This window comes from Agrobacterium tumefaciens, from assembly GCF_005221385.1.
Classification (GTDB): domain Bacteria; phylum Pseudomonadota; class Alphaproteobacteria; order Rhizobiales; family Rhizobiaceae; genus Agrobacterium; species Agrobacterium tomkonis.
This window is the reverse complement of sequence record NZ_CP039903.1, coordinates 2,490,639-2,512,607: the sequence shown is the minus strand read 5'-3', so window position 1 is coordinate 2,512,607 and position 21,969 is coordinate 2,490,639. Positions and strand designations below refer to the sequence as shown.

The window sequence follows — 21,969 nt, the reverse complement described above, 5'->3', positions numbered from 1 at the left end:
CTTGTTTCAGATGCATCAGTATTTGATCGAACTTGCATCCCTGATGGCGATCTTCGCTTTCGCGATCGTGTCCCCCGGCGCCGATCTGGCAATGGTCATGCGCCAGGCCATGGTGCATGGGCGCAGGCAGGCCATCATCACCAGCTTCGGTGTCGGCACATCGCTGATGTTCCACGTCACCTATACGATCCTCGGGCTTGGTCTCATCATTTCCCAGTCGATCTATCTCTTCAACATCGTCAAGTGGCTTGGCGTCGCCTATCTGATCTATATCGGCATCAAGGCGCTGCGCGCCGGCAAGACGGAATTGCCGTCGGCTGAAGGCGAGGGTGGTGTTCAGGTCAAAAGCAGCCAGACGGCACTCAAGGCCTTCACGCTCGGTTTCGCCGCCAATGCGCTCAATCCCAAGCCGGTGTTTTTCTTCCTGTCGATCTTTTCGACGGTGGTTCATGCCCATACGCCGGTCGCCATCAAATTCGGATACGGTCTCGTCATGGCGAGCTGCCTTATCCTGTGGTTCGTCGGCGTCAGCCTGTTCATGACGACGCCGCGCATGCGCGCTGCATTTCAGCGCGCCAGCCAATGGATAGACCGCACCAGCGGCGTGGTCTTCATTGCACTCGGTATAAAACTCGCAACTGAAAAAGCGGCCTGAGTTTCAGGTCAAACGCAAGCAGGGCAATGATCCGGTATCTTGCCCGACATCAATCAGGAAAACGAACATGGCATATGATGTAGTTGTAATCGGCACGGGCCCCGGCGGTTATGTTTGCGCGGTCAAGGCGGCACAGCTGGGCCTGAAGGTCGCTGTCATCGAGAAGCGTGCGACCTATGGCGGCACCTGCCTGAATGTCGGCTGCATTCCCTCCAAGGCGCTGCTGCACGCGTCCGAAACATTTGCGCATGTTGCCCATGGCGTCGATTCGCTCGGTATCGAAGTCGCCGCGCCGAAACTGAACCTTGAAAAGATGATGGGCCACAAGGACGGCGTGGTGAAGGCCAATGTCGATGGCGTCGCCTTCCTGTTCAAGAAGAACAAGATCGATGCCTTCCAGGGTACCGGCAAGGTCGTTTCCGCCGGCAAGGTCTCCGTCACCAACGACAAGGGTGAAGTTCAGGAAATCGAAGCCAAGAACATCGTCATCGCCACCGGTTCGGATGTTGCCGGCATTCCGGGCGTTCAGGTCGATATCGATGAAAGCGTCATCGTCTCCTCCACTGGCGCGATCGCTCTTTCCAAGGTTCCGGAAAAGCTCATCGTTGTTGGCGGCGGCGTTATCGGCCTCGAGCTCGGTTCGGTCTGGTCGCGTCTCGGCGCGAAGGTCACCGTTATCGAATATCTCGACAATATTCTCGGCGGCATGGATAGTGAAGTTTCCAAGCAGGCGCAGCGTCTGCTGGCCAAGCAGGGCCTCGATTTCAAGCTCGGCGCCAAGGTGACGGCCGTTGAAAAGACCGCTGCCGGTGCAAAGGTCGTGTTCGAGCCGGTCAAGGGCGGCGCTGCCGAAACGCTGGAAGCGAATGTCGTGCTGATCTCCACCGGCCGCAAGCCCTACACCGAGGGTCTCGGCCTTGCGGAAGCAGGCGTGGTGCTGGACAGCCGTGGCCGCGTTGAAATCGACGGCCACTACAAGACCAATGTCGACGGTATCTATGCGATCGGTGACGTGGTGAAAGGCCCGATGCTGGCGCACAAGGCGGAAGACGAGGGCGTTGCGCTTGCGGAAATCCTCGCTGGCCAGCGCGGCCATGTGAATTATGACGTCATTCCGGCAGTCGTCTATACGCAGCCGGAAATCGCTTCCGTCGGCAAGACCGAGGAAGAACTGAAGGCTGCTGGCGTTGCCTACAAGGTCGGCAAGTTTCCCTTCACCGCCAATGGCCGCGCCCGCGCCATGCAGGTGACGGATGGTTTCGTGAAGATCCTTGCCGACAAGGAAACCGACCGGGTTCTCGGCGGCCACATCGTCGGCTTCGGCGCTGGCGAAATGATCCACGAGATTACTGTGCTGATGGAGTTCGGCGGTTCTTCGGAAGATCTCGGCCGCACCTGCCACGCGCATCCGACCATGTCGGAAGCCGTGAAGGAAGCAGCGCTTGCGACGTTCTTCAAGCCGATCCACATGTGATCGGCGTTTGAGCCTGACGCTCAAATATTAAATTTCAGTCATCTGCTGAACCCCGGCTTGCCATGCAGGCCGGGGTTTTTCATACTCGCGCCATAGCCTGTCTAACCTTTTGATAAAAGGCAATAAAATGGCGTATTCCAGTCAAGTTTCCTTCTCCGTTCCGCAACGTGTCATCCATTGGGCGATGGCGCTTCTGATCTTCTTCAACCTGCTGTTTCCCGACGCCATGGCCCATGCCTATCGGCTGATGCGGCGGGGTGAAACATTGACGCCGGAGCAGATTTCTTCGGCCAATATTCACGCTTATGTCGGTTTTGCCGTGCTGCTGCTTGCGGTTCTACGCCTCTGTCTACGCTTCTTTCAGGGTGTGCCGCCGCATCCCGCCGAGGAGCCCCGACCATTCCAGATCGCCGCCAAAGTGGCGCATTTCACCTTTTATGCCCTGTTCTTTGTGCTGCCCCTGTCCGGTATCGCTGCCTATTACTTTGGTGCCCAGCCGGCGGGGCAGTTACATTCCGGCCCTTTCAAGGCGCTGATGTGGGTGTTGATCGTCGGCCATGTTGCAGCTGTTCTGGTTCACCAGTTCTATTGGCGCACCAATGTCCTGAAACGGATGACGCACGGCTAGAGCGGGATGGCGAAAAGTGTAAGCGGTTTCCGCCTGAAATCCCGCTCTAACTTTATGATTTAGATCATGATTCAGATTTTAGGTCGATCCGACCTAAAATCATCATGATCTAGGACACGCGTCGTACTTTTGCCGGAAATGCCAAGCGGCGGTTTGTCGCGTTTTCTGTCCGGCTGAAAAGGAAGATGATGAGCCTCGCCGCATCGCGCGGTTGGGGTTCAGGGATGCCGGATAGCGGAGACATATTGCCGGGCGCTGACTGGCGGGATTGTTTTGAGGGCGAGATGGTGACGCCGGAATCGTCATCGCTGGATGTGAGCAGGCTTCTTCTCGATCATCCCCCGGCATGGATCACCAGCCTGATGGCGCTTCGAAACGGCGTCGTCTCGCTTTTCGGCTTGAAAACGGTCGAACTGGCGGCGGGCACTTCGGCGGGCGGTTTTCCGGTTCTGTCATCCACGCCGCAGCGGACAGTTCTCGGCTTCGATGACCACCATCTCGATTTCCGGATCGTTGTCGATCTCGAAGGGGCCCCTAACTGCCAGTTGGTGAATGTCACCACCATCGTCAGGCGCAAGAACGCCTTCGGGCGGCTTTACATTTTCGTGGTCGGACCGTTTCATCGGCGCATCGTGCCAGCGACGATGCGCCCGTTTTGCACCAACGTTCGGCCTGTCAACATTAGGGATGAGACGGTCAGTCGACCCGCGTGAGAGTAAAGCCCTTTGCGCGCAGCAATTCGATCACGCCTTCCTCACCCGGCAGGTGCAACGCGCCGACGGCCATGAAGACGTTGCCTTTGGCAAGCTCGGGGGTCGCCCGATCCGCCATGACGTGATTGCGATCGGTGATGATGCGTTGCTCGAAGGCGGCATAACCCTGATCGCCCTCTGCCGGTTTTTTGGTGTCGAGGCTTTTCAGCATGGGCATGGTCATGCCGATATCACCAGCGACATAGAGATCGGTCATGGTGGTCATGATGTCGTCCATGCGATCGCCGAGTTCCAATGTTTCGATCAAAGCCTGCAGATGAAACTCCATCGGCAGTTCTGACATGGCCGTCAACTGCTCGACCATCGTTTCCAGACCGACGAGACGTTTTCCGTCCGCGAGCGCGTCTTCGGCCAGTTTCTTGTCGAGAAAGGAGAGGCCGGTTGCCTTGCGTGCGAACTCGCAGGCCGGAAGGGCGACGAAGCTTGACAGCATCCAGGGCTTCATGCGCGAAACGGCATTCAGCGGAATGCCACGCTCCTTGAGACCCTTTTCCAGGCGCGTGACATTTTCGGATGACAAAATGTCGGTGATCGACTTGCCATCCAGAAACATGGTGAGTTCGGGTTTGCTCAGCAGCGAGGTCGCGACCTTCTTGTCGTCGACGATTTCGTCCGATTCCACGATGACGGTCGCGGATTTTTCGAAGGCAGGTGTCGCGGCGGCAGGCATTCCCAGAACGCGTGGGTCGGTGACGTGCATCGTACCGAGAAGATAGGACGGTTCCGTTCCGGCCTTTTCGATGCGCCAGAAATTGCCCTTGCCATTGGGGATCGCGGCCGCTTCCTGTTCGATCTTCGCGAAGGCCTGCGGATCGGTCTTGCGCATGTCCACGAGAATATCGCTGCCGGTGCAAGTGATCTGTTGCTCCGCGGCTTCCGCTTCACCCAGCGAAAGCAACGTCATGAGCAGGATGGCGATGGCAGTTACATGCAGGGCCGCCAGCAGCCAAAGCAGGGCGTCGCCGGTTTTGCCCATCAGGGTGGCGGTGAAGTTTTGTGGCTTTATCAGGCTGTGCATGGGTCCAATCCGGTTCTTGTTTGCTTATAGAACGGCGGTTTGGATGTCTGGTTAATGATTGTGGTTAACCATTTCCTGCTTCATGCGCGCGGGTGGGCGTTGTCGTAGATTTCCAGCAATCTTGCGGTATCGACGCCGGTATAGACTTGGGTAGTGGACAGGCTGGCATGGCCCAGCAGTTCCTGAATGGTGCGCAGATCGCCGCCGCCGGCCAAAAGGTGCGTGGCGAAGGAATGGCGCAGCGCATGCGGCGTGGCGTTTTCCGGCAGGCCGAAAGCGCCGCGCAGTTTCTGCATTTCCCGCTGGATGATGGCAGGCTGGAGTTTTCCGCCGCGTGCGCCAAGAAACATCGGTTCATTCGCCGCCAGAGCATAGGGGCAAAGCTTCTTGTAGGCGTCGACCGCTTCCGTCACAACCGCCAGCAGCGGCACGATACGGGTCTTGTTGCCCTTGCCGGTGATGCGAAGGCTGCGGGCACCGGGCGGGATATCGGCCGGTGTCAGACCGAGCGCTTCGGAAATACGAAGTCCGCAGCCATAAAGCAGTGAGAGGACTGCTGCATTGCGGGCGGCGATCCATGGCTCTTCGTTCAATTGCGCCTCGGCCGTGGTGATTTTCAACGCCTGCCGGTCGGTTAGTGGTTTCGGCAGGGATTTCGGCTGTTTTGGCGCGCGCATGGCGGTGGCGCCGGCCGCATTGACGAGGCCCTTTTTTTGCAGGTGGTGAAGAAGGGAGCGCAGTCCCGCCAGATGCCGGCCGAGTGAACGCGCACCAACACCTTCCTTGCGCCGGTTGGCCAGAAAGGCGCGAAGATCGACCGGGCGCAGATCGGCTATATCGGCAATGGCGGCGGGCTTGCCGATGTAACCTGTAAGGAACGTCAGGAACTGGCGGGTGTCGCGCTCATAGGCCTCTACGGTATTGTCCGAAAGACGGCGTTCGCCGGCAAGGGCGGCAAGCCAGGACTGGCGTTCGTTCAACAGATCCGGTTCGGCAAATGTCAGGATTTCAGTCACGCAGCGCTCCATTCCGTGTCTTGACGCTATGCTCTTATGGTCAGCATTTGGTTAAGAGATGGACTTTGCAAAGCCCGCCCACTACATGCGAGCGGTTTCCTTTTTCATTTCGCCGGGGCATGGTCGCCACATCATGGCAAAAGATTCGTCCGATCTGTTTGGGGCTCTGTTCGACCCGCCGTCGCCCACGCGCACGGTGCCCGTTCTCGTGCCCATGCCGGCGCCCGGGCCTTATAGTTATGCCGTGCCGGAAGATATGGTGGTGGAGACGGGCTCTGTCGTGCAGGTGCCGCTCGGCCCGCGGCAGGTCTTCGGCGTGGTGTGGGACGATGCCGGAGAGAAGGGCGTCGATCCGAAGAAATTGCGGCCCATCACCAAGAGTTTCGAGTGCCCGCCGCTGAAGGCGGAGATGCGGCGCTTCGTTGACTGGGTCGCCGCCTATACGCTTTCGCCGCCCGGTCTGGTGGCGCGCATGGCGCTGCGCGCGCCGGCCGCCTTCGATCCAGAGCCGATGATCGAGGGGCTGCGGCTGACCGAAGGCCGGCCGGAGCGCCTTACCCCCGCCCGCGAACGGGTGATGGAACTGGCGGCGGAAGGGCATGGCTGGACGAAGAGCGGGCTTGCCCATGCCGCCGGCGTTTCCACCAGCGTTGTCGATGGCCTCGTCAAGCAGGGCGTATTCGAGACGGTTTTTCTGCCGGCGCCGCCTGTTGTGGCCGAGCCTGATCCTGACTATGCCGAGCCGCGACTGGAAGGCCCGCAGAAACAGGCGGCATCGGAAATCCTCGAGGACGTGCGCAAAGGCGGTTTTCATGTCTCGCTGATCGACGGCGTGACCGGCTCCGGTAAGACTGAGGTGTATTTCGAGGCGGTGGCCGAGACGCTCCGGCAAGGCAGGCAGGTCCTGATCCTGCTGCCCGAAATTGCCCTGACGGCCGCGTTTCTGGAGCGTTTTCAGGATCGCTTCGGCGCAAAGCCGGCGGAATGGCACTCGGATCTGTCGCCGCGCATGCGTGAAAAGGTCTGGCGGCAGGCGGTGACGGGCGAGGTGAAGGTGGTGGCTGGCGCACGCTCGGCGCTTTTCCTGCCCTTCGACAATCTCGGTCTCATCATTGTCGATGAAGAGCACGACCCGGCCTACAAGCAGGAAGACCGTGTCTTTTATAATGCCCGTGACATGGCCGTCGTCCGGGCGCGAATAGCAGAATTTCCTGTCGTGCTGGTGTCGGCCACGCCATCGGTGGAAAGCCAGGTCAATGGCAGTTCGGGGCGTTACAACACAATCCACCTGCACACGCGGTTCGGCGATGCGGCGATGCCCGATCTGCATCTTGTCGATATGCGCCGTCATCCGCCGGAGAGGCGAGGGTTTCTCTCACCCGTCCTGCTGCGCGGCATCGGCAAGACCATCGAGAAGGGTGAGCAGGCGCTGCTTTTCCTCAATCGCCGCGGTTATGCGCCGCTGACGCTCTGCCGGGTTTGCGGCCACCGTTTCCAGTGCCCGCAATGTTCCAGCTGGCTGGTGGAGCACCGGTTCCGCAATCAATTGCAGTGCCACCAGTGCGGCCACAACGAGCCGACGCCCGATCATTGCCCGGAATGCGGTACCTTCGATCACCTGGTGGCGTGCGGGCCGGGTGTGGAGCGCATTGCCGAGGAGGTGGAGAAACATTTCCCCGAAGCCCGCACCATCGTGCTCTCCTCCGATCTCATGGGCGTCAAGCGCCTGCGGCTGGAGCTGGAGGCGATCGTCAAGGGTGAGGCGGATATCGTCATCGGCACGCAGCTCGTTGCCAAGGGGCATAATTTTCCCCTGATGACGCTTGTCGGCATCGTTGATGCCGATCTCGGCCTTGCCAATGGCGATCCGCGTGCGGCGGAGCGAACGTTCCAGCTGCTCTCGCAGGTGACGGGCCGCGCCGGGCGCACAGGCTTGAAGAGCCATGGTCTCCTGCAAACCTACCAGCCGCAGCATCCGGTCATGCAGGCAATCGTTTCGGGGGATGCCGCGGCGTTTTACGAAAGAGAGATCGTCGAGCGGGAAAAGGCCGTTCTGCCGCCCTTCGGTCGCCTTGCCTCGATCATCGTTTCCGCCGATACGCGCGCGGAAGCGGAAACCCATGCGCGAGGTTTAAGGGCCGCCGCCCCGCAGGTTACGGGCATCATGCTGCTCGGCCCGGCGGAAGCGCCGCTTGCCCTGATCCGCGGCCGTCATCGTTTCCGTCTCCTGGTGCATGGCCGACGCAATTCCGACATGCAGTCTTTTCTCCGGACGCTGCTGGCCAACGGACCCAAGGAACGGGGCAGCGTGCATGTGCAGCTCGATATTGATCCGCAAAGTTTCCTTTGAACTTTGCCAATCAAGGCGTTTTCCCGCTGTCATGACCGTGTCATAACGCAGCAGGCGAAAAGAATGATTTGGGGAACGAGATGGAGTTTTATTTTCCTGCCGAATTCGGCGAGCAGCTGGCCTTCGGTGCGGCAGCGGTGTCGGCCGTGATCGGCCTTTTTTTTATGTTCGCGCCCGGTATTACGCTGCGCGCTTTCGGTCTGCAGCCGGCTGGTGAGCGCAGGGACGGCTACGCGCTCGTGCGTTCATCGCTTGCCGGGTTCTATCTTGGTCTTGGCGCCGCCGCCCTGCTTCTGGCGCAGCCCATGGTCTATCTCGCTTTCGGCGCGGCTTTCGGTCTCAGCGTGTTCGGCGGCATTCTCTCCATTCTCTCGGATGGAGGCGCAACCATGCGGAATTTCATACTCCTGGTTGTACACTTTCTGCTGTCCGCACTGTCGTTGAGCTACGTCTTCGGGCTGGTCTGAGGCGGGCTTTTGGGCTTTTGTGCCGCACCAAACCCGCATCCTGGGCGAAAACGGAAAATTTAAACGCATTCCCCCTTGCCCAAACGGCGCTTTCCGCTATTACGCGTGTTGCGAGTCCCGGCGTCCTATGCTAGACGGACCGCGAAATTGGGAAAAGGCAGGGGGGAATTCCGGTCTTTTTCGGGGAAATTGAAACGATTTCAAGAATTTGATGCGGTGGAGCCCCATCGCTGACAATCTTGGATGATTAGCAGGGAAAAAGTGCCCGTGGCAGACACCTCCCAGGGAACATCCGGTGTAGCGGAAAGGTATGCGTCGTCGCTTTTCGAGCTTGCTTTGGAAGCGGGTGCGGTTGAAGCGGTTGGAGCCGATCTGGACAAGTTCGGCGCACTTCTCGACGAAAGCGACGATTTGAAGCGTCTGGTTGCGAGCCCGGTGTTTTCCGCCGAGGATCAGTTCAAGGCAATCACCGCGATCTGCGAGAAGGCCGGCATTGCCGGTCTTGCTGTTAATTTCCTCAAGGTCGTTGCCAATAACCGCCGTCTCTTTGCCGTTCCCGGCATGATCCGCGCCTACCGCACCATTGCCGCCGCCCACCGCGGCGAAATCACCGCCGAGGTCACCTCGGCACATGCGCTCGACGAGGCGCAGGAAACTGAACTGAAAGCGGCGCTGAAGAGCGTTACCGGCAAGGATGTGACGATTTCCGTTACCGTCGATCCGTCGATCCTCGGTGGTCTGATCGTCAAGGTCGGTTCCCGCCAGATCGATACGTCTCTTCGCACCAAACTTTCCACCCTTAAGCTTGCACTGAAAGAGGTTGGCTGATGGATATCCGCGCCGCGGAAATTTCCGCAATTCTGAAAGATCAAATCAAAAATTTCGGCAACGAGGCGGAAGTCTCGGAAGTCGGGCAGGTGCTTTCCGTCGGTGACGGTATCGCCCGCGTTTATGGCCTCGACAATGTTCAGGCCGGCGAAATGGTCGAGTTCCCCGGCGGCATCCGCGGCATGGCGCTCAACCTTGAAGCCGACAATGTCGGTGTGGTTATCTTCGGTTCGGACCGTGACATCAAGGAAGGCGACACCGTAAAGCGGACTGGCGCTATCGTTGACGTTCCCGTCGGCCCGGAACTGCTCGGCCGCGTCGTTGACGCGCTCGGCAACCCGATCGACGGCAAGGGCCCGATCAATGCCGCCAAGCGTTCGCGCGTTGACGTCAAGGCTCCCGGCATCATTCCGCGCAAGTCGGTTCATGAGCCGATGTCGACCGGCCTCAAGGCCATCGACGCCCTCATCCCGGTTGGCCGCGGCCAGCGCGAGCTCGTCATCGGCGACCGCCAGACCGGCAAGACCGCTATCATTCTCGACACGATCCTGAACCAGAAGGCCATTCACGACAATGGTCCTGACGGCGACAAGCTTTATTGCGTCTACGTCGCTATCGGTCAGAAGCGTTCGACCGTTGCCCAGTTCGTAAAGGTTCTGGAAGAGCGCGGCGCGCTGCAGTATTCGATCATCGTTGCTGCAACGGCTTCCGATCCGGCTCCGATGCAGTACCTCGCACCGTTTGCCGGTTGCGCCATGGGCGAATATTTCCGTGACAACGGCAAGCACGCTCTCATCGGCTACGACGACCTTTCCAAGCAGGCTGTTGCCTATCGTCAGATGTCGCTTCTGCTGCGCCGTCCTCCGGGCCGCGAAGCTTATCCGGGCGACGTTTTCTACCTTCACTCCCGTCTTCTCGAGCGCGCTGCAAAGCTCTCCGACGAAATGGGCGCTGGTTCGCTGACGGCTCTGCCCGTTATCGAAACCCAGGGTAACGACGTTTCTGCCTTCATTCCGACCAACGTGATCTCGATCACTGACGGCCAGATCTTCCTTGAAACCGACCTGTTCTATCAGGGTATCCGCCCGGCTGTTAACGTCGGTCTATCGGTTTCGCGTGTTGGCTCGGCCGCTCAGATCAAGGCGATGAAGCAGGTTGCCGGTTCGATCAAGGGTGAGCTTGCCCAGTATCGCGAAATGGCTGCCTTTGCGCAGTTCGGTTCGGATCTCGATGCTTCCACGCAGCGCCTGCTTAACCGCGGCGCCCGCCTGACAGAGCTTCTGAAGCAGCCGCAGTTCTCGCCGCTCAAGACGGAAGAACAGGTTGCGGTGATCTTCGCCGGTGTCAACGGCTACCTCGACAAGATTCCGGTCGCACAGGTCGGCAAGTTCGAGCAGGGTTTCCTCTCCTACCTCCGCTCGGAAGGCAAGGCGATCCTCGACACCATCCGCACGGAAAAGGCTATCAGCGACGATACCAAGGGCAAGCTCAAGGGCGCTCTTGATAACTTCGCCAAGTCTTTCTCGTAATCAGGGCTCTTTTACTCGGACGGATAACGGATGCCTTCACTAAAGGATCTGAAAAACCGCATTGCCTCCGTGAAGGCGACGCAGAAGATTACCAAGGCGATGAAAATGGTCGCCGCGGCGAAGCTTCGGCGCGCCCAGGAAGCTGCGGAGGCCGCCCGGCCTTACTCTCAGCGCATGAGCGCCGTTCTCGCCAACATCGCCAATGCGGTCGAGGCGGACGTTGCTCCGGCACTGATGACCGGCACCGGCAAGGACGACGTGCATCTGCTCGTCGTCTGCACGGCCGAACGTGGTCTTTGCGGCGGTTTCAACTCGCAAATTTCCCGTTTTGCCCGCGATCAGGCCCGCAAGCTGATTTCGGAAGGCAAGACGGTCAAGATCATCACGGTCGGCAAGAAGGGTTATGACAGCCTTCGCCGCGAATTTGCAGCGAACATCATCGAGCGCATCGAACTGCGCGAAGTGAAGAAGGTCGGTTTTGAAAATGCCGACCAGATCGCCAAGAAGGTGATTTCGCTCTTCAACGCCGGCGAGTTTGATGTCTGCACGCTGATCTATTCGGAATTCAAATCCGTCATCAGCCAGATCCCGACCGGCCTGCAGCTCATTCCGGCCGCAACGCCTGTTGTGGAAGAGGATGCCGCGACGCAGAACGCCGTCTACGAATATGAGCCGGATGCGGCTTCTATTCTGGAAGACCTTATTCCGCGCAACATTTCGGTTCAGGTTTTCCGGGCTCTGCTCGAAAACGTTGCCGGTGAAATGGGCGCCAAGATGAGCGCGATGGATAATGCAACGCGCAATGCCGGTGAGATGATCAACAAGCTGACGCTTTCCTACAACCGTCAGCGTCAGGCTCAGATCACCAAGGAACTCATTGAAATCATTTCGGGCGCGGAAGCGCTCTGAGGTAAGGAAAGAGGGTAAGGATAATGGCTAAGGCAGCTACCCCCAAGAAAACCGCAGCGGTGAACGGCGCGGGCAAGGTTACCCAGGTTATCGGCGCTGTTGTCGACGTGGCGTTCGAAGGCGAACTGCCTCCGATCCTGAACGCGCTCGAAACCGAGAACAACGGCAACCGCCTCGTTCTGGAAGTCGCGCAGCATCTCGGCGAAAACGTCGTCCGCACGATCGCCATGGACTCGACCGAAGGTCTGGTTCGTGGTCAGGCCGTCGCCAACACCGGCGCGCCGATCGAAGTTCCGGTTGGTCCGGAAACGCTCGGCCGCATCATGAACGTCATCGGCGAGCCGGTTGACGAAGCAGGCCCGATCGTTACGGCCAAGAAGCGCGCCATCCACCAGGATGCACCGTCTTACGTCGAACAGTCGACCGAAGCGCAGATCCTCGTCACCGGCATCAAGGTCGTCGACCTTCTGGCTCCTTATGCCAAGGGCGGCAAGATCGGCCTGTTCGGCGGCGCCGGCGTTGGCAAGACGGTTCTCATCATGGAACTGATCAACAACGTCGCCAAGGCGCATGGTGGTTACTCGGTATTCGCCGGTGTGGGTGAACGTACCCGCGAAGGCAACGACCTTTACCACGAAATGATCGAATCCAACGTCAACAAGCTCGGCGGCGGCGAAGGCTCCAAGGCTGCGCTCGTCTATGGCCAGATGAACGAACCGCCAGGTGCGCGCGCCCGCGTCGCCCTGACCGGTCTGACGATCGCTGAAAACTTCCGTGATGAAGGCCAGGACGTTCTGTTCTTCGTGGACAACATCTTCCGCTTCACGCAGGCTGGTTCGGAAGTGTCGGCTCTGCTCGGCCGTATTCCTTCGGCCGTGGGCTACCAGCCGACGCTGGCAACCGACATGGGCCAGATGCAGGAACGCATCACCACCACGACCAAGGGTTCCATCACCTCGGTTCAGGCAATTTACGTTCCCGCCGACGACTTGACCGACCCGGCGCCGGCTACTTCGTTCGCGCACCTTGACGCAACGACGGTTCTGTCGCGTTCGATCGCCGAAAAGGGTATTTACCCGGCTGTTGACCCGCTCGACTCCACCTCGCGCATGCTCGACCCGATGATCGTTGGCGAAGAGCATTACGAAGTTGCCCGTAAGGTTCAGTCGACCCTGCAGCGTTACAAGTCGCTTCAGGACATCATCGCCATCCTCGGCATGGACGAACTGTCGGAAGAAGACAAGCTGACGGTTGCCCGCGCCCGCAAGATCGAGCGCTTCCTGTCGCAGCCGTTCTTCGTTGCTGAAGTCTTCACCGGTTCTCCGGGCAAGCTCGTCGCGCTCGAAGACACGATCAAGGGCTTCAAGGGCCTGGTCAATGGCGAATACGACAACCTGCCGGAAGCTGCTTTCTACATGGTCGGTTCGATGGAAGAAGCCATCGAAAAGGCAAAGAAGCTGGCTGGCGAAGCTGCCTGATCATGAATTGGCGGGCGCGTGGTTCAGCCGCGCGCCTTGCCGGCAATGACGGCGAAACCGAAATGGTGAGGCCGGCGTTGTAAAAGACAAGTCCGTGACGCCCGCGTAATTGAAAAGAAGTGAATAGCCATGGCTGACAGTTTCAAATTCGATCTCGTTTCCCCGGAACGTCTGCTCGTTTCCGAAACGGTTACGGAAGTCGTCATCCCGGCAACGCTGGGTGAGATGACGGTTCTGGCCAATCATGCTCCGACGATGACGACGATCAAGCCGGGTCTGGTGACGGTGAAGTTCGCCTCCGGTGAGACGCATAAATACGTCGTTTTCGGCGGTTTTGCCGATATTCTCCCGACTGGTTGCACGCTTCTGGCGGAATCTGCGGTTTCGGCCGATGATATGTCCCCCGACACGCTGCAGAAGCGCATCGATGCGGCCAAGGCCGAAATCGAAGAGGGTAATCACCACCACGAGCATCTGACCAAGCTTGAAAAGCACCTTTACGAACTGACGAACCTGCATGAGGTTCTCGTCGCTGCTTGAAAGCACCGGGCGGGTTCGAAAGAATGACTGCCCACAAAAAAACTAAAACAGAAAGCGGCCACTTCGGTCGCTTTTTTTGTTTTGGGCTGTCGCCTCCCCATGTCAGGCGAAACATGGCTGCTTTCGCATCGGAGCCGGCCAGTTGGCCTGGTCTAAGCTTCTGACCGGCGTTGGCGGGATTGCATTAGCGATTCACGTGCGGAAAATGGGTCAGGCGAGGAGCGCCTTCAACGGTTCCGTTTCAACGGGTAAACCGGGGAAACCGATTCCGATTTTCAGGACTTTCGGCTAGATGTAATACCGGGAAGAAATGCTGTTTTGGGATCGTGAGCGAGACGAGGCAGATTTTCGTCATGGAGGAGTGATCGGCGTGTCGGCAAAGGCAAGTTACCGAAGGGTCGCAAGAACCGCTTTGCGCGAAGGGGCCATAACCGAGGGTGAGCGGGCGGTGCCCGAGGAGGTGCCGGTTGCCTTTTCTTATGGTGGCAGCACCCATGCCGTGATGATGGCCAGCCCCGCCGATCTCGTCGATTTCGCGGTCGGGTTCAGTCTTACGGAAGGCATCATATCCACAAGGGCGGAAATCCGGTCCATTGAGGTGATCGAGGCCGGGGCGGGCTTCGATGTTCAGTTGGATTTGCTGGATGCCAATGCGGATGCGCTAAGGGCAAGACGGCGGCATATGGCAGGCCCTGTCGGCTGCGGTCTTTGTGGCATCGAGTCCATAGAACAGGCGGTCCGGGTGGTGCCGGAGTTGAGCGGCGTGGAAGTCGCCGTTGACGGTGATGACATCATCGCCGCGATGAAAGCGCTGAATGAAGCGCAAAGCCTCAATCGCGAAACGCGGGCAGTTCACGGCGCGGGTTTCTACAATCCTCAAAAAGGGCTGCTTGCTGTCCGCGAAGATGTCGGCCGCCATAATGCGCTCGATAAGCTCGCAGGTGCGGTTATCAATGCGGACCTATCGCCTGATGCGGGCATTGTGGTGGTCACCAGCCGTCTGTCGGTGGAAATGGTCCAGAAGACGGCCATTCTTGGCAGCCCCATTCTGGCGGCGATTTCCGCGCCCACTGCGCTTGCCATCGAAACAGCCGAGAGTTCGGGTGTCACACTTGTGGCGCTGGTGCGGGGTGAAGATTTTGAAATCTTCACCCGGGCGGATCGTATCATTCTATAATATTGAGGCCGCCGTTTCCCGGCGGCCCTTGGCTTCAGAGCCGGCCTAGAACTCCGCCCATTCGGCTGCTGCGTTTCCGTGAGATCTTGGCGCGGCGGCATATCGCAGTTGCGATGTCGGTAGCCGGGTGACGACGGCTGGCTTTTTGTCGGCCGGGCGGGCAGGTGATGCCGATGCCTCATGCGATATTCTGAATTGCCGCAGCAATTCGTGCAGATTTTCTGCCTCACTGGCGAGGCCGTGGCTGGCGGCGGTGGTTTCCTCCACCATGGCGGCATTTTTCTGGGTTGCCTGATCCATGACGTTGACGGCCTGATTGATTTCCTTCAGCCCGTTGGCCTGTTCGCGCGATGCCTCGACGATGGCCGAAACATTGACGTCGATTTCGCCCATCTGCAATTGAATATCCTTGAGGGCGCCACCGGTTCTTCCCACCAGATCCACACCATTGGCGACCTGTTCGCGGGAGGTGTTGATGAGGGATTTGATTTCCTTTGCCGCAACGGCGGATCGCTGTGCGAGTTCCCGGACCTCCTGCGCCACGACGGCGAAACCCTTGCCCGCCTCCCCGGCCCGGGCGGCTTCAACGCCCGCATTCAGCGCGAGAAGATTGGTCTGGAAGGCAATATCATCGATGACACCGATAATGTTGGTGATTTCGCCTGACGAACGCGAAATGGCGTCCATTGCGGAAATCGCCTGCTGAACGATTTCGCCCGAATGTTCGGCATGGTCTTTCGTTCGCAGCACCAGCTTGCCGGCTTCGCCGGCGCGTTGGCTGGCATCGCTTACTGTTGTGGTGATTTCCTCAAGCGCGGCTGCCGTCTCTTCCAGCGAGGCGGCCTGTTGTTCGGTGCGCTGCGAGAGTTGATCGGCAGCAATGCGGATTTCGCCCGAGCCTGATGCGATGGTGGAGGCATTGTGGGCGATCGTCTGCATGGTGACCTGAAGCTTGCCGACAACTTCGTTGAAGTCCTGGCGCAATTTCTCCATGCTGGGCACGAAACTATTGTCCAGGCGCTGCACGAGGTCGCCAGCCGCCAGCGCCCGCAGGGCATCGGCAAGCACGCTGATGGCGCTCATGCGCGGCGTGACGTCGGTGGCGAATTTCACCACTTTCACCACTTTGCCGGCGTCATCCAGCACAGGATTATAGGCGGCCTGGATCCATATTTCCTTGCCGTTCTTGCCATAGCGAACAAATTCATCCGAGATGAATTCTCCCGCTGCAAGCCGCTGCCAGAAACTGGCATAGGCGGGCGAGGCGGCATAGGCCGCATCACAGAAGATGCGATGGTGCCTGCCCTCGATTTCCTTGAGGTCGTAATTTACGGTGGTGCAGAAATTTGGATTGGCGGTGATGATCGTGCCGTCGGGGAAAAACTCGATGGTGGCCTGCGAGCGGGAAAGTGCCTCCAGTTTGCCGGCGTCTTCCGCGGCCTTGATCTTCTTGGCGGTGATATCGGTGGCGATCTTGATCACCTTGTAGGGCTTACCCGAACGAAAAACCGGGTTGTAGGAAGCCTCGATCCAGATAACCGCGCCATCCTTGCGAATACGCCGATATTCCTTGGCCTGAAACTCGCCACGGGCGAGAGATTGCCAGAACTCCTGATAGGCACGCGATGCGGCGAAATCGCCGTCGCAGAAGATTCGGTGGTGCTTGCCGGTGATTTCGGCGAGATCGTAACCCAGCGCGGCACAGAAATTGCGGTTTGCCGTGAGAATATTACCTTTAAGATCGAATTCTATGACCGCCTGCGATCTGGAGATCGCATCGAGCATGTTTCGGTTATCTGCGCTTTTCCCTAACCCCAGCATTGGACGTCCCCCGAATATCGGCCACAGCGCGGCCAGCCGCATAAGAGGATGCGGTTCGCGCCGTATCATGTTGAACAACGAACAGGTTTGCCGCCGAAAGCGGCAATGCAGGCACTTGCGTCTTTTTGGCCTAGGTCAGGTATCGGACCCGCGAGATGGCGTGTCGGTGCGGTACTGATTTTCAGCTTTTAATATTAGATATCTATAATATTAAAATGTTCTTATTTACAAAATGCAGGAATAGAAAAAACAAAACCGCCGGGCGATGCTCCGGCGGTCTGGCGTGATTGTCGATACTGGGAGCGAAACGGACTCGTCTCTTTTGTCTGCGTCAGAATGCAAACCGCTGAGGGGAAGCCCGCCAATAGGCGGGCTTAAGCAGCGAGATCTTCCGCTTCAGTGCCCTTGAACATCTTTGCGAGGTTCAGGAAGCAGATCATGCCATGTTCGTTGGCGATGATGCCTTCGGAATAGGACTTGTCAAAGGAGGCCGAGATTTCCGGAACCGGCTGAACCTGGTTTGCCGGGATCGTCAGGATATCGGACACGCGGTCAACCAGCATGCCGATGACCATGTTGTGCACTTCGGCCACCACGATGGCGCTTCTCTCATTGGCGACGGTGCTCTTCATGCCGAGCTTGTGGGCCAGATCGATGATCGGAATGACCGAGCCGCGCAGGTTCATGACGCCGATAACGTCTTTCGGTGCGTGGGGAATAGGCGTGGAAGGCGCCCAGCCGCGAATTTCGCGGATAGTCGTCGTCTTCACGCAGAATTCCTGATCGTGCAGGCGGAACGCGATGATTTCCAGCGTCTCACCGCCAAAATTGGTAGAGTTTATCATTGCCATCAGAATTCTTCCCAATGCTCGCTGTGGAGGCCGGCGCAAGTGCACCGACACTTGCATATGCGGATTTGGCGTTCTGCCTGGTGCCTGAACAGCCGGAAATACAATTTCCGTCTTCAATGGAAGATTCGTAACATGAGATGGTTTCGCAAACCTAAATGCGAACGGCTCTGGAGTGTTTTCGTTTTCTTCGAATCGCGAAAACACTCTCTTTTTGTTTTACGCATTGTCCGGACGTAAACCCGCTACGCACTTTTACTGGAGTGCTTAGTATTCTTTCTCGTAAAATATACCGGCTGCACCTTCGCCATCGCCGCCCGCCTCACCGCGCAGTTTCACACCGCGCCCGACATCGAGGTTGATGATGGCTTTGGCACCGGATTCACCGCTCTGCTGCAGCTCGAGATAGGTTCTCTCATTGAGATATTTGCCGGCGGAAACGCGGGCCTGACCCTCTGAATCGGTGGAAATATCCAGATCATCGACGCCGAGATTGCTTCTGAGCTTGTCGAACAGCGAGGTTGAGCGACCGCCAGCCAGTTGGGCGGCGGCATCTGCCAGCCGGGCGATCTGCAAGGCGGAGAGTTTCGACATGGACTGACCGAAGATCAGCTGGGCCATGACTTCATCCTGCGGCAGGGCAGGGGCCGAGGAGAAGGCGAATGTCGGGTCGTTGGCATTGCCGGAAACCGCAACCGTGACGGTGGTTGAACCGACTGTTGAGTCCGCCTTCATATCGAGAACCGGGATGAGTCCGCCGCCGAAGCTGATGTTGCCGGTGGTGAAATCAAGACGACGGGTGAGGATTTCCAACCGGCCGCGGCGCATTTCAAAGCCACCGGAAATGACCGGAACCGCCGCCGTGCCGCGAATCGTCAGATTGCCGGTCAGTTCTGCGTCGATGCCACGTCCACGCACGAAGATGCCACTCGGTGCATTCACCTGCAGATCGAGATTGATGGTGGAAGAGCTGCCGCTGCCGCCCTGATCGCCACCGAGTGCTTTTGCCTGCGCACGTACCTTTGGCGGGGCGTTCTTGTGCTTGACGTCGATTTCCGTCAGCGAGGCCGGGAGTTTCTCCGGAATGGTGATGGCGCTTCTGTCCAGCGTCAGGTTGCCGCCCAGAACTGGCGAGTTCAGCAGCGGACCTTTCAACGTCAACGTGCCGCTCACCACCGTGGTCACCAATGTTCCGTCATTATAGCCGGCGCGATCCAGCGTGATTGAAATATCGGCTGGGAAGCCCGATCCGCCAGCAATGCCGATACTGCCTGTTCCTGAAATCGTTCCGCCGCCTGCCAGTTTACCCGTCAATCGGGAGATGACAGCGCGGTCGCGATCGAAGGTGATGGTTGCACCCAGTCCGTTGACGGTCAGGTTCCGGCGCACGTCGGTCAGGCGTGTGCCATCGGTGGTGATGCTGCCGGTAACAACAGGTGCTGTGGCGCTGCCGGAAATTTTCACGTCGATGGCAGCCGTGCCATCCACATCGAGACCCTGGGCGGCAGTCTGCGCCGCAACGGCGGAAAAGGGCAACCTGCCGGTAAAAGCCATCGAGAGCGGGCGATTGCCGGCGATGCCGAGAGACCCGCCACCCGAGAGCGCCATACCGCCTTGGCCGGTTACATTCGTATCGATCTGCAGTGTGCCGCCGGCAAAACGGCCGTTCGCCTTGATGCCAAGCGCCGCAAGCCCTGCGGCGCGGGTCTGCGAGACTTCGGCATTCGACCAGTTCAGATTATAATCGACCGAGGGATCGGATGCCGCGCCCTTGGCGCTGACGGTGCCGGATATGTTGCCCGCGGCGTCCAGCCCGGTAGCGAAGGCGTTGGCGAGACTGGCGGGAAGCGAACGGATATCGGCATTGATGTCGAGCGCCGATCCGGCGGTGCCGTTGACCTCAATGCGGCCATCGCCGGTGATGATGGTCAGATCGGAGATCCGCGCCGTGCCATTCTGGATGGCAATGGTGCTTGGTTTTTCAAGCCGCACGGCTATGCCCTTCGGGGCGGCGGAAAAAGTGTCGAGCCTTACCGTCATCGGTGTTCCGCCGGTATCGGCGCTGCCCTTCACCACCAGCGGTGCATTGTCGTAACGGCCGTTGACGTCGAATTGCGTTGTCGTGCCGGAATGGCCGATGGTGGCATTCAGGCCGGAAATCGATGCGGCGCCGGCGTTGACGCTGTCGGCACTGACCTTGCCGTTAATGGCGAGCGCCTGCAGGTCATCGATGGCTATATCGGCGGCGAGCTTGGAGATTGTCGTCGTGCCCTGACGGATGCTGCCGCCATTCGCCTTTATCGTTGCGGCAATCCGGCCATTGGCGTTGCTCAGGGCGATATCGCCGGCAATATCCCCATCCGCCTGCTGCGCAGCAAGTGCGGCCAGCAGGGCAAGATCGGGAAAATTGAACGAAAGATTACCCGTCGGCAGGAATTGCTGCGAGAATTGCAACTGCCCGTTCAGCAGGTTGCGGCCCACGGCCACGTGCAGTTCAGGTATCGCCGTACCGTTTTCCGTTTGCACCACGTTGGCGTTGGCGTCGATTTTCTGCCGGTCGAGGCTGCCGCTGGCGGTGAGTTTCGCCTGCGGCGCTGTGGGATCAGCCTTGCCTGTGGCGTTGATTTTCAGTGCTTCGAGGGTTCGTCCGGCGAGAACCGCGCTTTCAGAACTGAGGGTGACGTTGAAATCCGGTGCGGAAATTGCGCCGCTGGCATCGATTGCAAACTCGGCGACACCCTTTGCCTGCGGTGTCAGCTTTTCGAGAGCTGGGAATTTGCCGGTCAGGCTGGCGTTTAACGCATCGTTTTCCAGGCTGACATTGCCTGCCGCCTCGATCGTTCCGGATTTGACGGTGAGGTTCTCAACGCTGGTGCGCCCGCCAATGGTCAGGTCGATATCGCCCTGCAGGGCGATTGTGGTGTCGAATTTTTCCGCCAGCGCCGGCGGCAGGGTGGCCGGCAGGGCGAAGAGCTGCACGTTGGAGGTCAGGCGATTATTGGCGAAATCGAAACTGCCGTTCAGGGTTCCGCCGACGCTGGCGCTTTCGAGCGTCGCACCGTCAAAGCCGATGGCGGAAGAGGTGAGGCTGAGTGGCGCCTTGATGGTGAGCGGCGCACGCACCAGCCGGTCGATATCAGGGCTGACGAAGGATGATTGCGCAACCGACAGGACGGTGGCGATGGTGCCGCTACGGCTGGCAATGTTGAGATCGGTGCTTTCGGCCGTCAGTTTGACATCGTCAAGCCGGCCCTGGGGCAGGGCAAGGCTGCGCAATGATGCCGTGGTCTTCAAATGTGCGGCATCCGCGTCGCCTTTCAGGGAAAGGTCGAGGCCGTTGATGAGGGCTTGAACTTCGCCATTGCTGAGAGGCCAGCGAAAATCGACGGGACCGGCGGTGCCGATGAGGTTGGCGGCAAGATCGTTTTGACCGTTCGGATCGATGGTGCCGGAAGCAGTCAGCAACAATGTGCCGGTCTCCAGCGTGCTGCTGCCGATTTCGATGCGGCCCTGCTGTGAGAGCGTGGCGTTTGCATCAAGCTTCGTCTCGCCGGCAAAAAGCTGGCGGAAGGCGGGGGGGAGGAGCAGATCCGGCTGACCGCCGCCCGCGATCTCGATACGGCGCGTGCCGTCATCGCCAAGAATATGGCGGCCGCTAACATTGACGACGGGGTTACCGGCGACATTGCCGCGCAGCGTACCGGTCCAGTTGGAAAGCGGTCCTTCGCCGTTCACGTCGATCGCCACGGCGGGCGTACCAGGCAGCGAAAGCAGCGTGGCGAGAAGCCCGCCTTCGGGCTCCTTCATTTCCGCTTTCAGCTTCAGCACATTTTCATTTGGCAAAAAGGCGATGTCGGCATTCACGGCGGCATCCACCGCATTCATCCGATGGGCCGTAAGTGACAGCCTGATATCGTCCCGGGCGGCCTTGAGATTGCCTTCGGCCGTCAACTCGAAAGGGCTGCCGAGAAGTGATTGCCCAAGGCTGATATCTGGAAAGCTGAAATTATCGATGCCGACTTCAATCGGCAGCGAAGAACTACCGGAGCTTTTGGTGGTCGTCTGCTCGGAGGCTAGCGGTTTACGCTCGACATCGATCGATCCGGCCGAGACCCGGTCGGCATGAAAGGTTCCGGCAAGAAGCGAGAGCGGCGACCAGTCGACGGCGATCTGGTTCACGCGGGCATAGGGTCCCTGCCGGTCCGAAAGGGTGACGTTGTCGAGCCGGAGGCGGCCTGTCAAAAGGCCGCTCGGGGGAGAAATCTCGATCGTCTGATCGGGCGTCGATACAAGTGTTGAAATCTGCTTTGCGGCAATTCTGGCGCCCATCGGCGTAAACCCGACGAACAGAACCGCAAGCAGCACCAGCACCACGCCACACAAGGCAACGTAGCCCAGCCATTTCAGCAATCGAATCAACGTTTTCATCAAAGGTAATCTACACTCTGTTTTAAGGGT

The 21,969-nt window shown here is 59.0% G+C and carries 17 protein-coding genes; 12 read left to right on the top strand and 5 right to left on the bottom strand.

What is annotated here, in order from left to right; genetic code table 11:
- The first annotated feature begins 10 nt into the window (after nucleotides 1-10).
- The 4 genes from CFBP6623_RS12605 to CFBP6623_RS12590 all read left to right on the top strand — a co-directional run bounded on the left by CFBP6623_RS12605 (nucleotide 11) and on the right by CFBP6623_RS12590 (nucleotide 3,470).
- On the top strand, nucleotides 11-655 hold the full coding sequence (locus CFBP6623_RS12605) for a LysE family translocator (RefSeq protein ID WP_046799534.1): 645 nt from the start codon (nucleotides 11-13) through the stop codon (nucleotides 653-655).
- A 67-nt stretch (nucleotides 656-722) separates the two neighbouring features.
- Nucleotides 723-2,129, top strand: a complete 1,407-nt coding sequence (gene lpdA / locus CFBP6623_RS12600; protein ID WP_046799533.1) for a dihydrolipoyl dehydrogenase — start codon at nucleotides 723-725, stop codon at nucleotides 2,127-2,129.
- A gap of 127 nt (nucleotides 2,130-2,256) precedes the next feature.
- Entirely contained in the window at nucleotides 2,257-2,757 is a 501-nt protein-coding gene (locus tag CFBP6623_RS12595; RefSeq protein ID WP_046799532.1) for a cytochrome b, read from the top strand.
- A 224-nt stretch (nucleotides 2,758-2,981) separates the two neighbouring features.
- The gene (locus tag CFBP6623_RS12590) at nucleotides 2,982-3,470 is read left to right on the top strand and encodes a DUF2867 domain-containing protein (RefSeq protein ID WP_046799753.1); all 489 of its coding nucleotides are present in this window, start codon (nucleotides 2,982-2,984) and stop codon (nucleotides 3,468-3,470) included.
- Here CFBP6623_RS12590 and CFBP6623_RS12585 read toward each other — a convergent pair.
- Together CFBP6623_RS12585 and CFBP6623_RS12580 are read right to left on the bottom strand one after the other, a co-directional pair.
- Complete coding sequence (locus CFBP6623_RS12585) at nucleotides 3,454-4,548, bottom strand: TraB/GumN family protein (RefSeq protein WP_046799531.1); 1,095 nt, start codon at nucleotides 4,546-4,548, stop codon at nucleotides 3,454-3,456. The genes CFBP6623_RS12590 and CFBP6623_RS12585 overlap by 17 nt on opposite strands.
- A gap of 80 nt (nucleotides 4,549-4,628) precedes the next feature.
- Nucleotides 4,629-5,576 carry a tyrosine recombinase XerC gene (locus CFBP6623_RS12580; protein WP_080841840.1) on the bottom strand — a complete coding sequence of 316 codons (948 nt, stop codon included), beginning with the start codon at nucleotides 5,574-5,576 and terminating at the stop codon, nucleotides 4,629-4,631.
- A 121-nt stretch (nucleotides 5,577-5,697) separates the two neighbouring features.
- Between CFBP6623_RS12580 and CFBP6623_RS12575 the strand changes: the two genes are divergently transcribed.
- From CFBP6623_RS12575 to fdhD, 8 genes are all read left to right on the top strand, one after another.
- On the top strand, nucleotides 5,698-7,914 hold the full coding sequence (locus CFBP6623_RS12575) for a primosomal protein N' (RefSeq protein WP_046799751.1): 2,217 nt from the start codon (nucleotides 5,698-5,700) through the stop codon (nucleotides 7,912-7,914).
- A gap of 80 nt (nucleotides 7,915-7,994) precedes the next feature.
- Complete coding sequence (locus CFBP6623_RS12570) at nucleotides 7,995-8,381, top strand: phage infection protein (protein ID WP_046799530.1); 387 nt, start codon at nucleotides 7,995-7,997, stop codon at nucleotides 8,379-8,381.
- Nucleotides 8,382-8,642: 261 nt separating this feature from the next.
- The gene (locus tag CFBP6623_RS12565; protein WP_170979849.1) at nucleotides 8,643-9,209 is read left to right on the top strand and encodes a F0F1 ATP synthase subunit delta; all 567 of its coding nucleotides are present in this window, start codon (nucleotides 8,643-8,645) and stop codon (nucleotides 9,207-9,209) included.
- Nucleotides 9,209-10,738, top strand: a complete 1,530-nt coding sequence (gene atpA / locus CFBP6623_RS12560) for a F0F1 ATP synthase subunit alpha (protein WP_046799528.1) — start codon at nucleotides 9,209-9,211, stop codon at nucleotides 10,736-10,738. Before CFBP6623_RS12565 ends, atpA begins: the two co-directional genes overlap by 1 nt.
- Nucleotides 10,739-10,768: 30 nt before the next feature.
- A complete protein-coding gene (locus CFBP6623_RS12555) occupies nucleotides 10,769-11,647 on the top strand; it encodes a F0F1 ATP synthase subunit gamma (protein ID WP_046799527.1) in 879 nt (292 codons plus the stop codon).
- A gap of 23 nt (nucleotides 11,648-11,670) precedes the next feature.
- On the top strand, nucleotides 11,671-13,125 hold the full coding sequence (gene atpD, locus CFBP6623_RS12550; RefSeq protein WP_046799526.1) for a F0F1 ATP synthase subunit beta: 1,455 nt from the start codon (nucleotides 11,671-11,673) through the stop codon (nucleotides 13,123-13,125).
- Between the two features lie 129 nt (nucleotides 13,126-13,254).
- On the top strand, nucleotides 13,255-13,665 hold the full coding sequence (locus CFBP6623_RS12545; protein ID WP_003492358.1) for a F0F1 ATP synthase subunit epsilon: 411 nt from the start codon (nucleotides 13,255-13,257) through the stop codon (nucleotides 13,663-13,665).
- A 361-nt stretch (nucleotides 13,666-14,026) separates the two neighbouring features.
- On the top strand, nucleotides 14,027-14,842 hold the full coding sequence (gene fdhD, locus CFBP6623_RS12540; RefSeq protein ID WP_080841841.1) for a formate dehydrogenase accessory sulfurtransferase FdhD: 816 nt from the start codon (nucleotides 14,027-14,029) through the stop codon (nucleotides 14,840-14,842).
- Between the two features lie 45 nt (nucleotides 14,843-14,887).
- Here fdhD and CFBP6623_RS12535 read toward each other — a convergent pair whose 3' ends face one another.
- The 3 genes from CFBP6623_RS12535 to CFBP6623_RS12525 all read right to left on the bottom strand — a co-directional run bounded on the left by CFBP6623_RS12535 (nucleotide 14,888) and on the right by CFBP6623_RS12525 (nucleotide 21,939).
- Nucleotides 14,888-16,627, bottom strand: coding sequence for a methyl-accepting chemotaxis protein (locus tag CFBP6623_RS12535; protein WP_046799525.1), 1,740 nt, complete (start codon nucleotides 16,625-16,627; stop codon nucleotides 14,888-14,890).
- 410 nt (nucleotides 16,628-17,037) lie between these two features.
- A complete protein-coding gene (locus CFBP6623_RS12530) occupies nucleotides 17,038-17,514 on the bottom strand; it encodes a chemotaxis protein CheW (protein WP_003504949.1) in 477 nt (158 codons plus the stop codon).
- A 264-nt stretch (nucleotides 17,515-17,778) separates the two neighbouring features.
- Nucleotides 17,779-21,939, bottom strand: a complete 4,161-nt coding sequence (locus CFBP6623_RS12525) for a translocation/assembly module TamB domain-containing protein (protein ID WP_046799524.1) — start codon at nucleotides 21,937-21,939, stop codon at nucleotides 17,779-17,781.
- Between the last annotated feature and the right edge of the window lie 30 nt (nucleotides 21,940-21,969).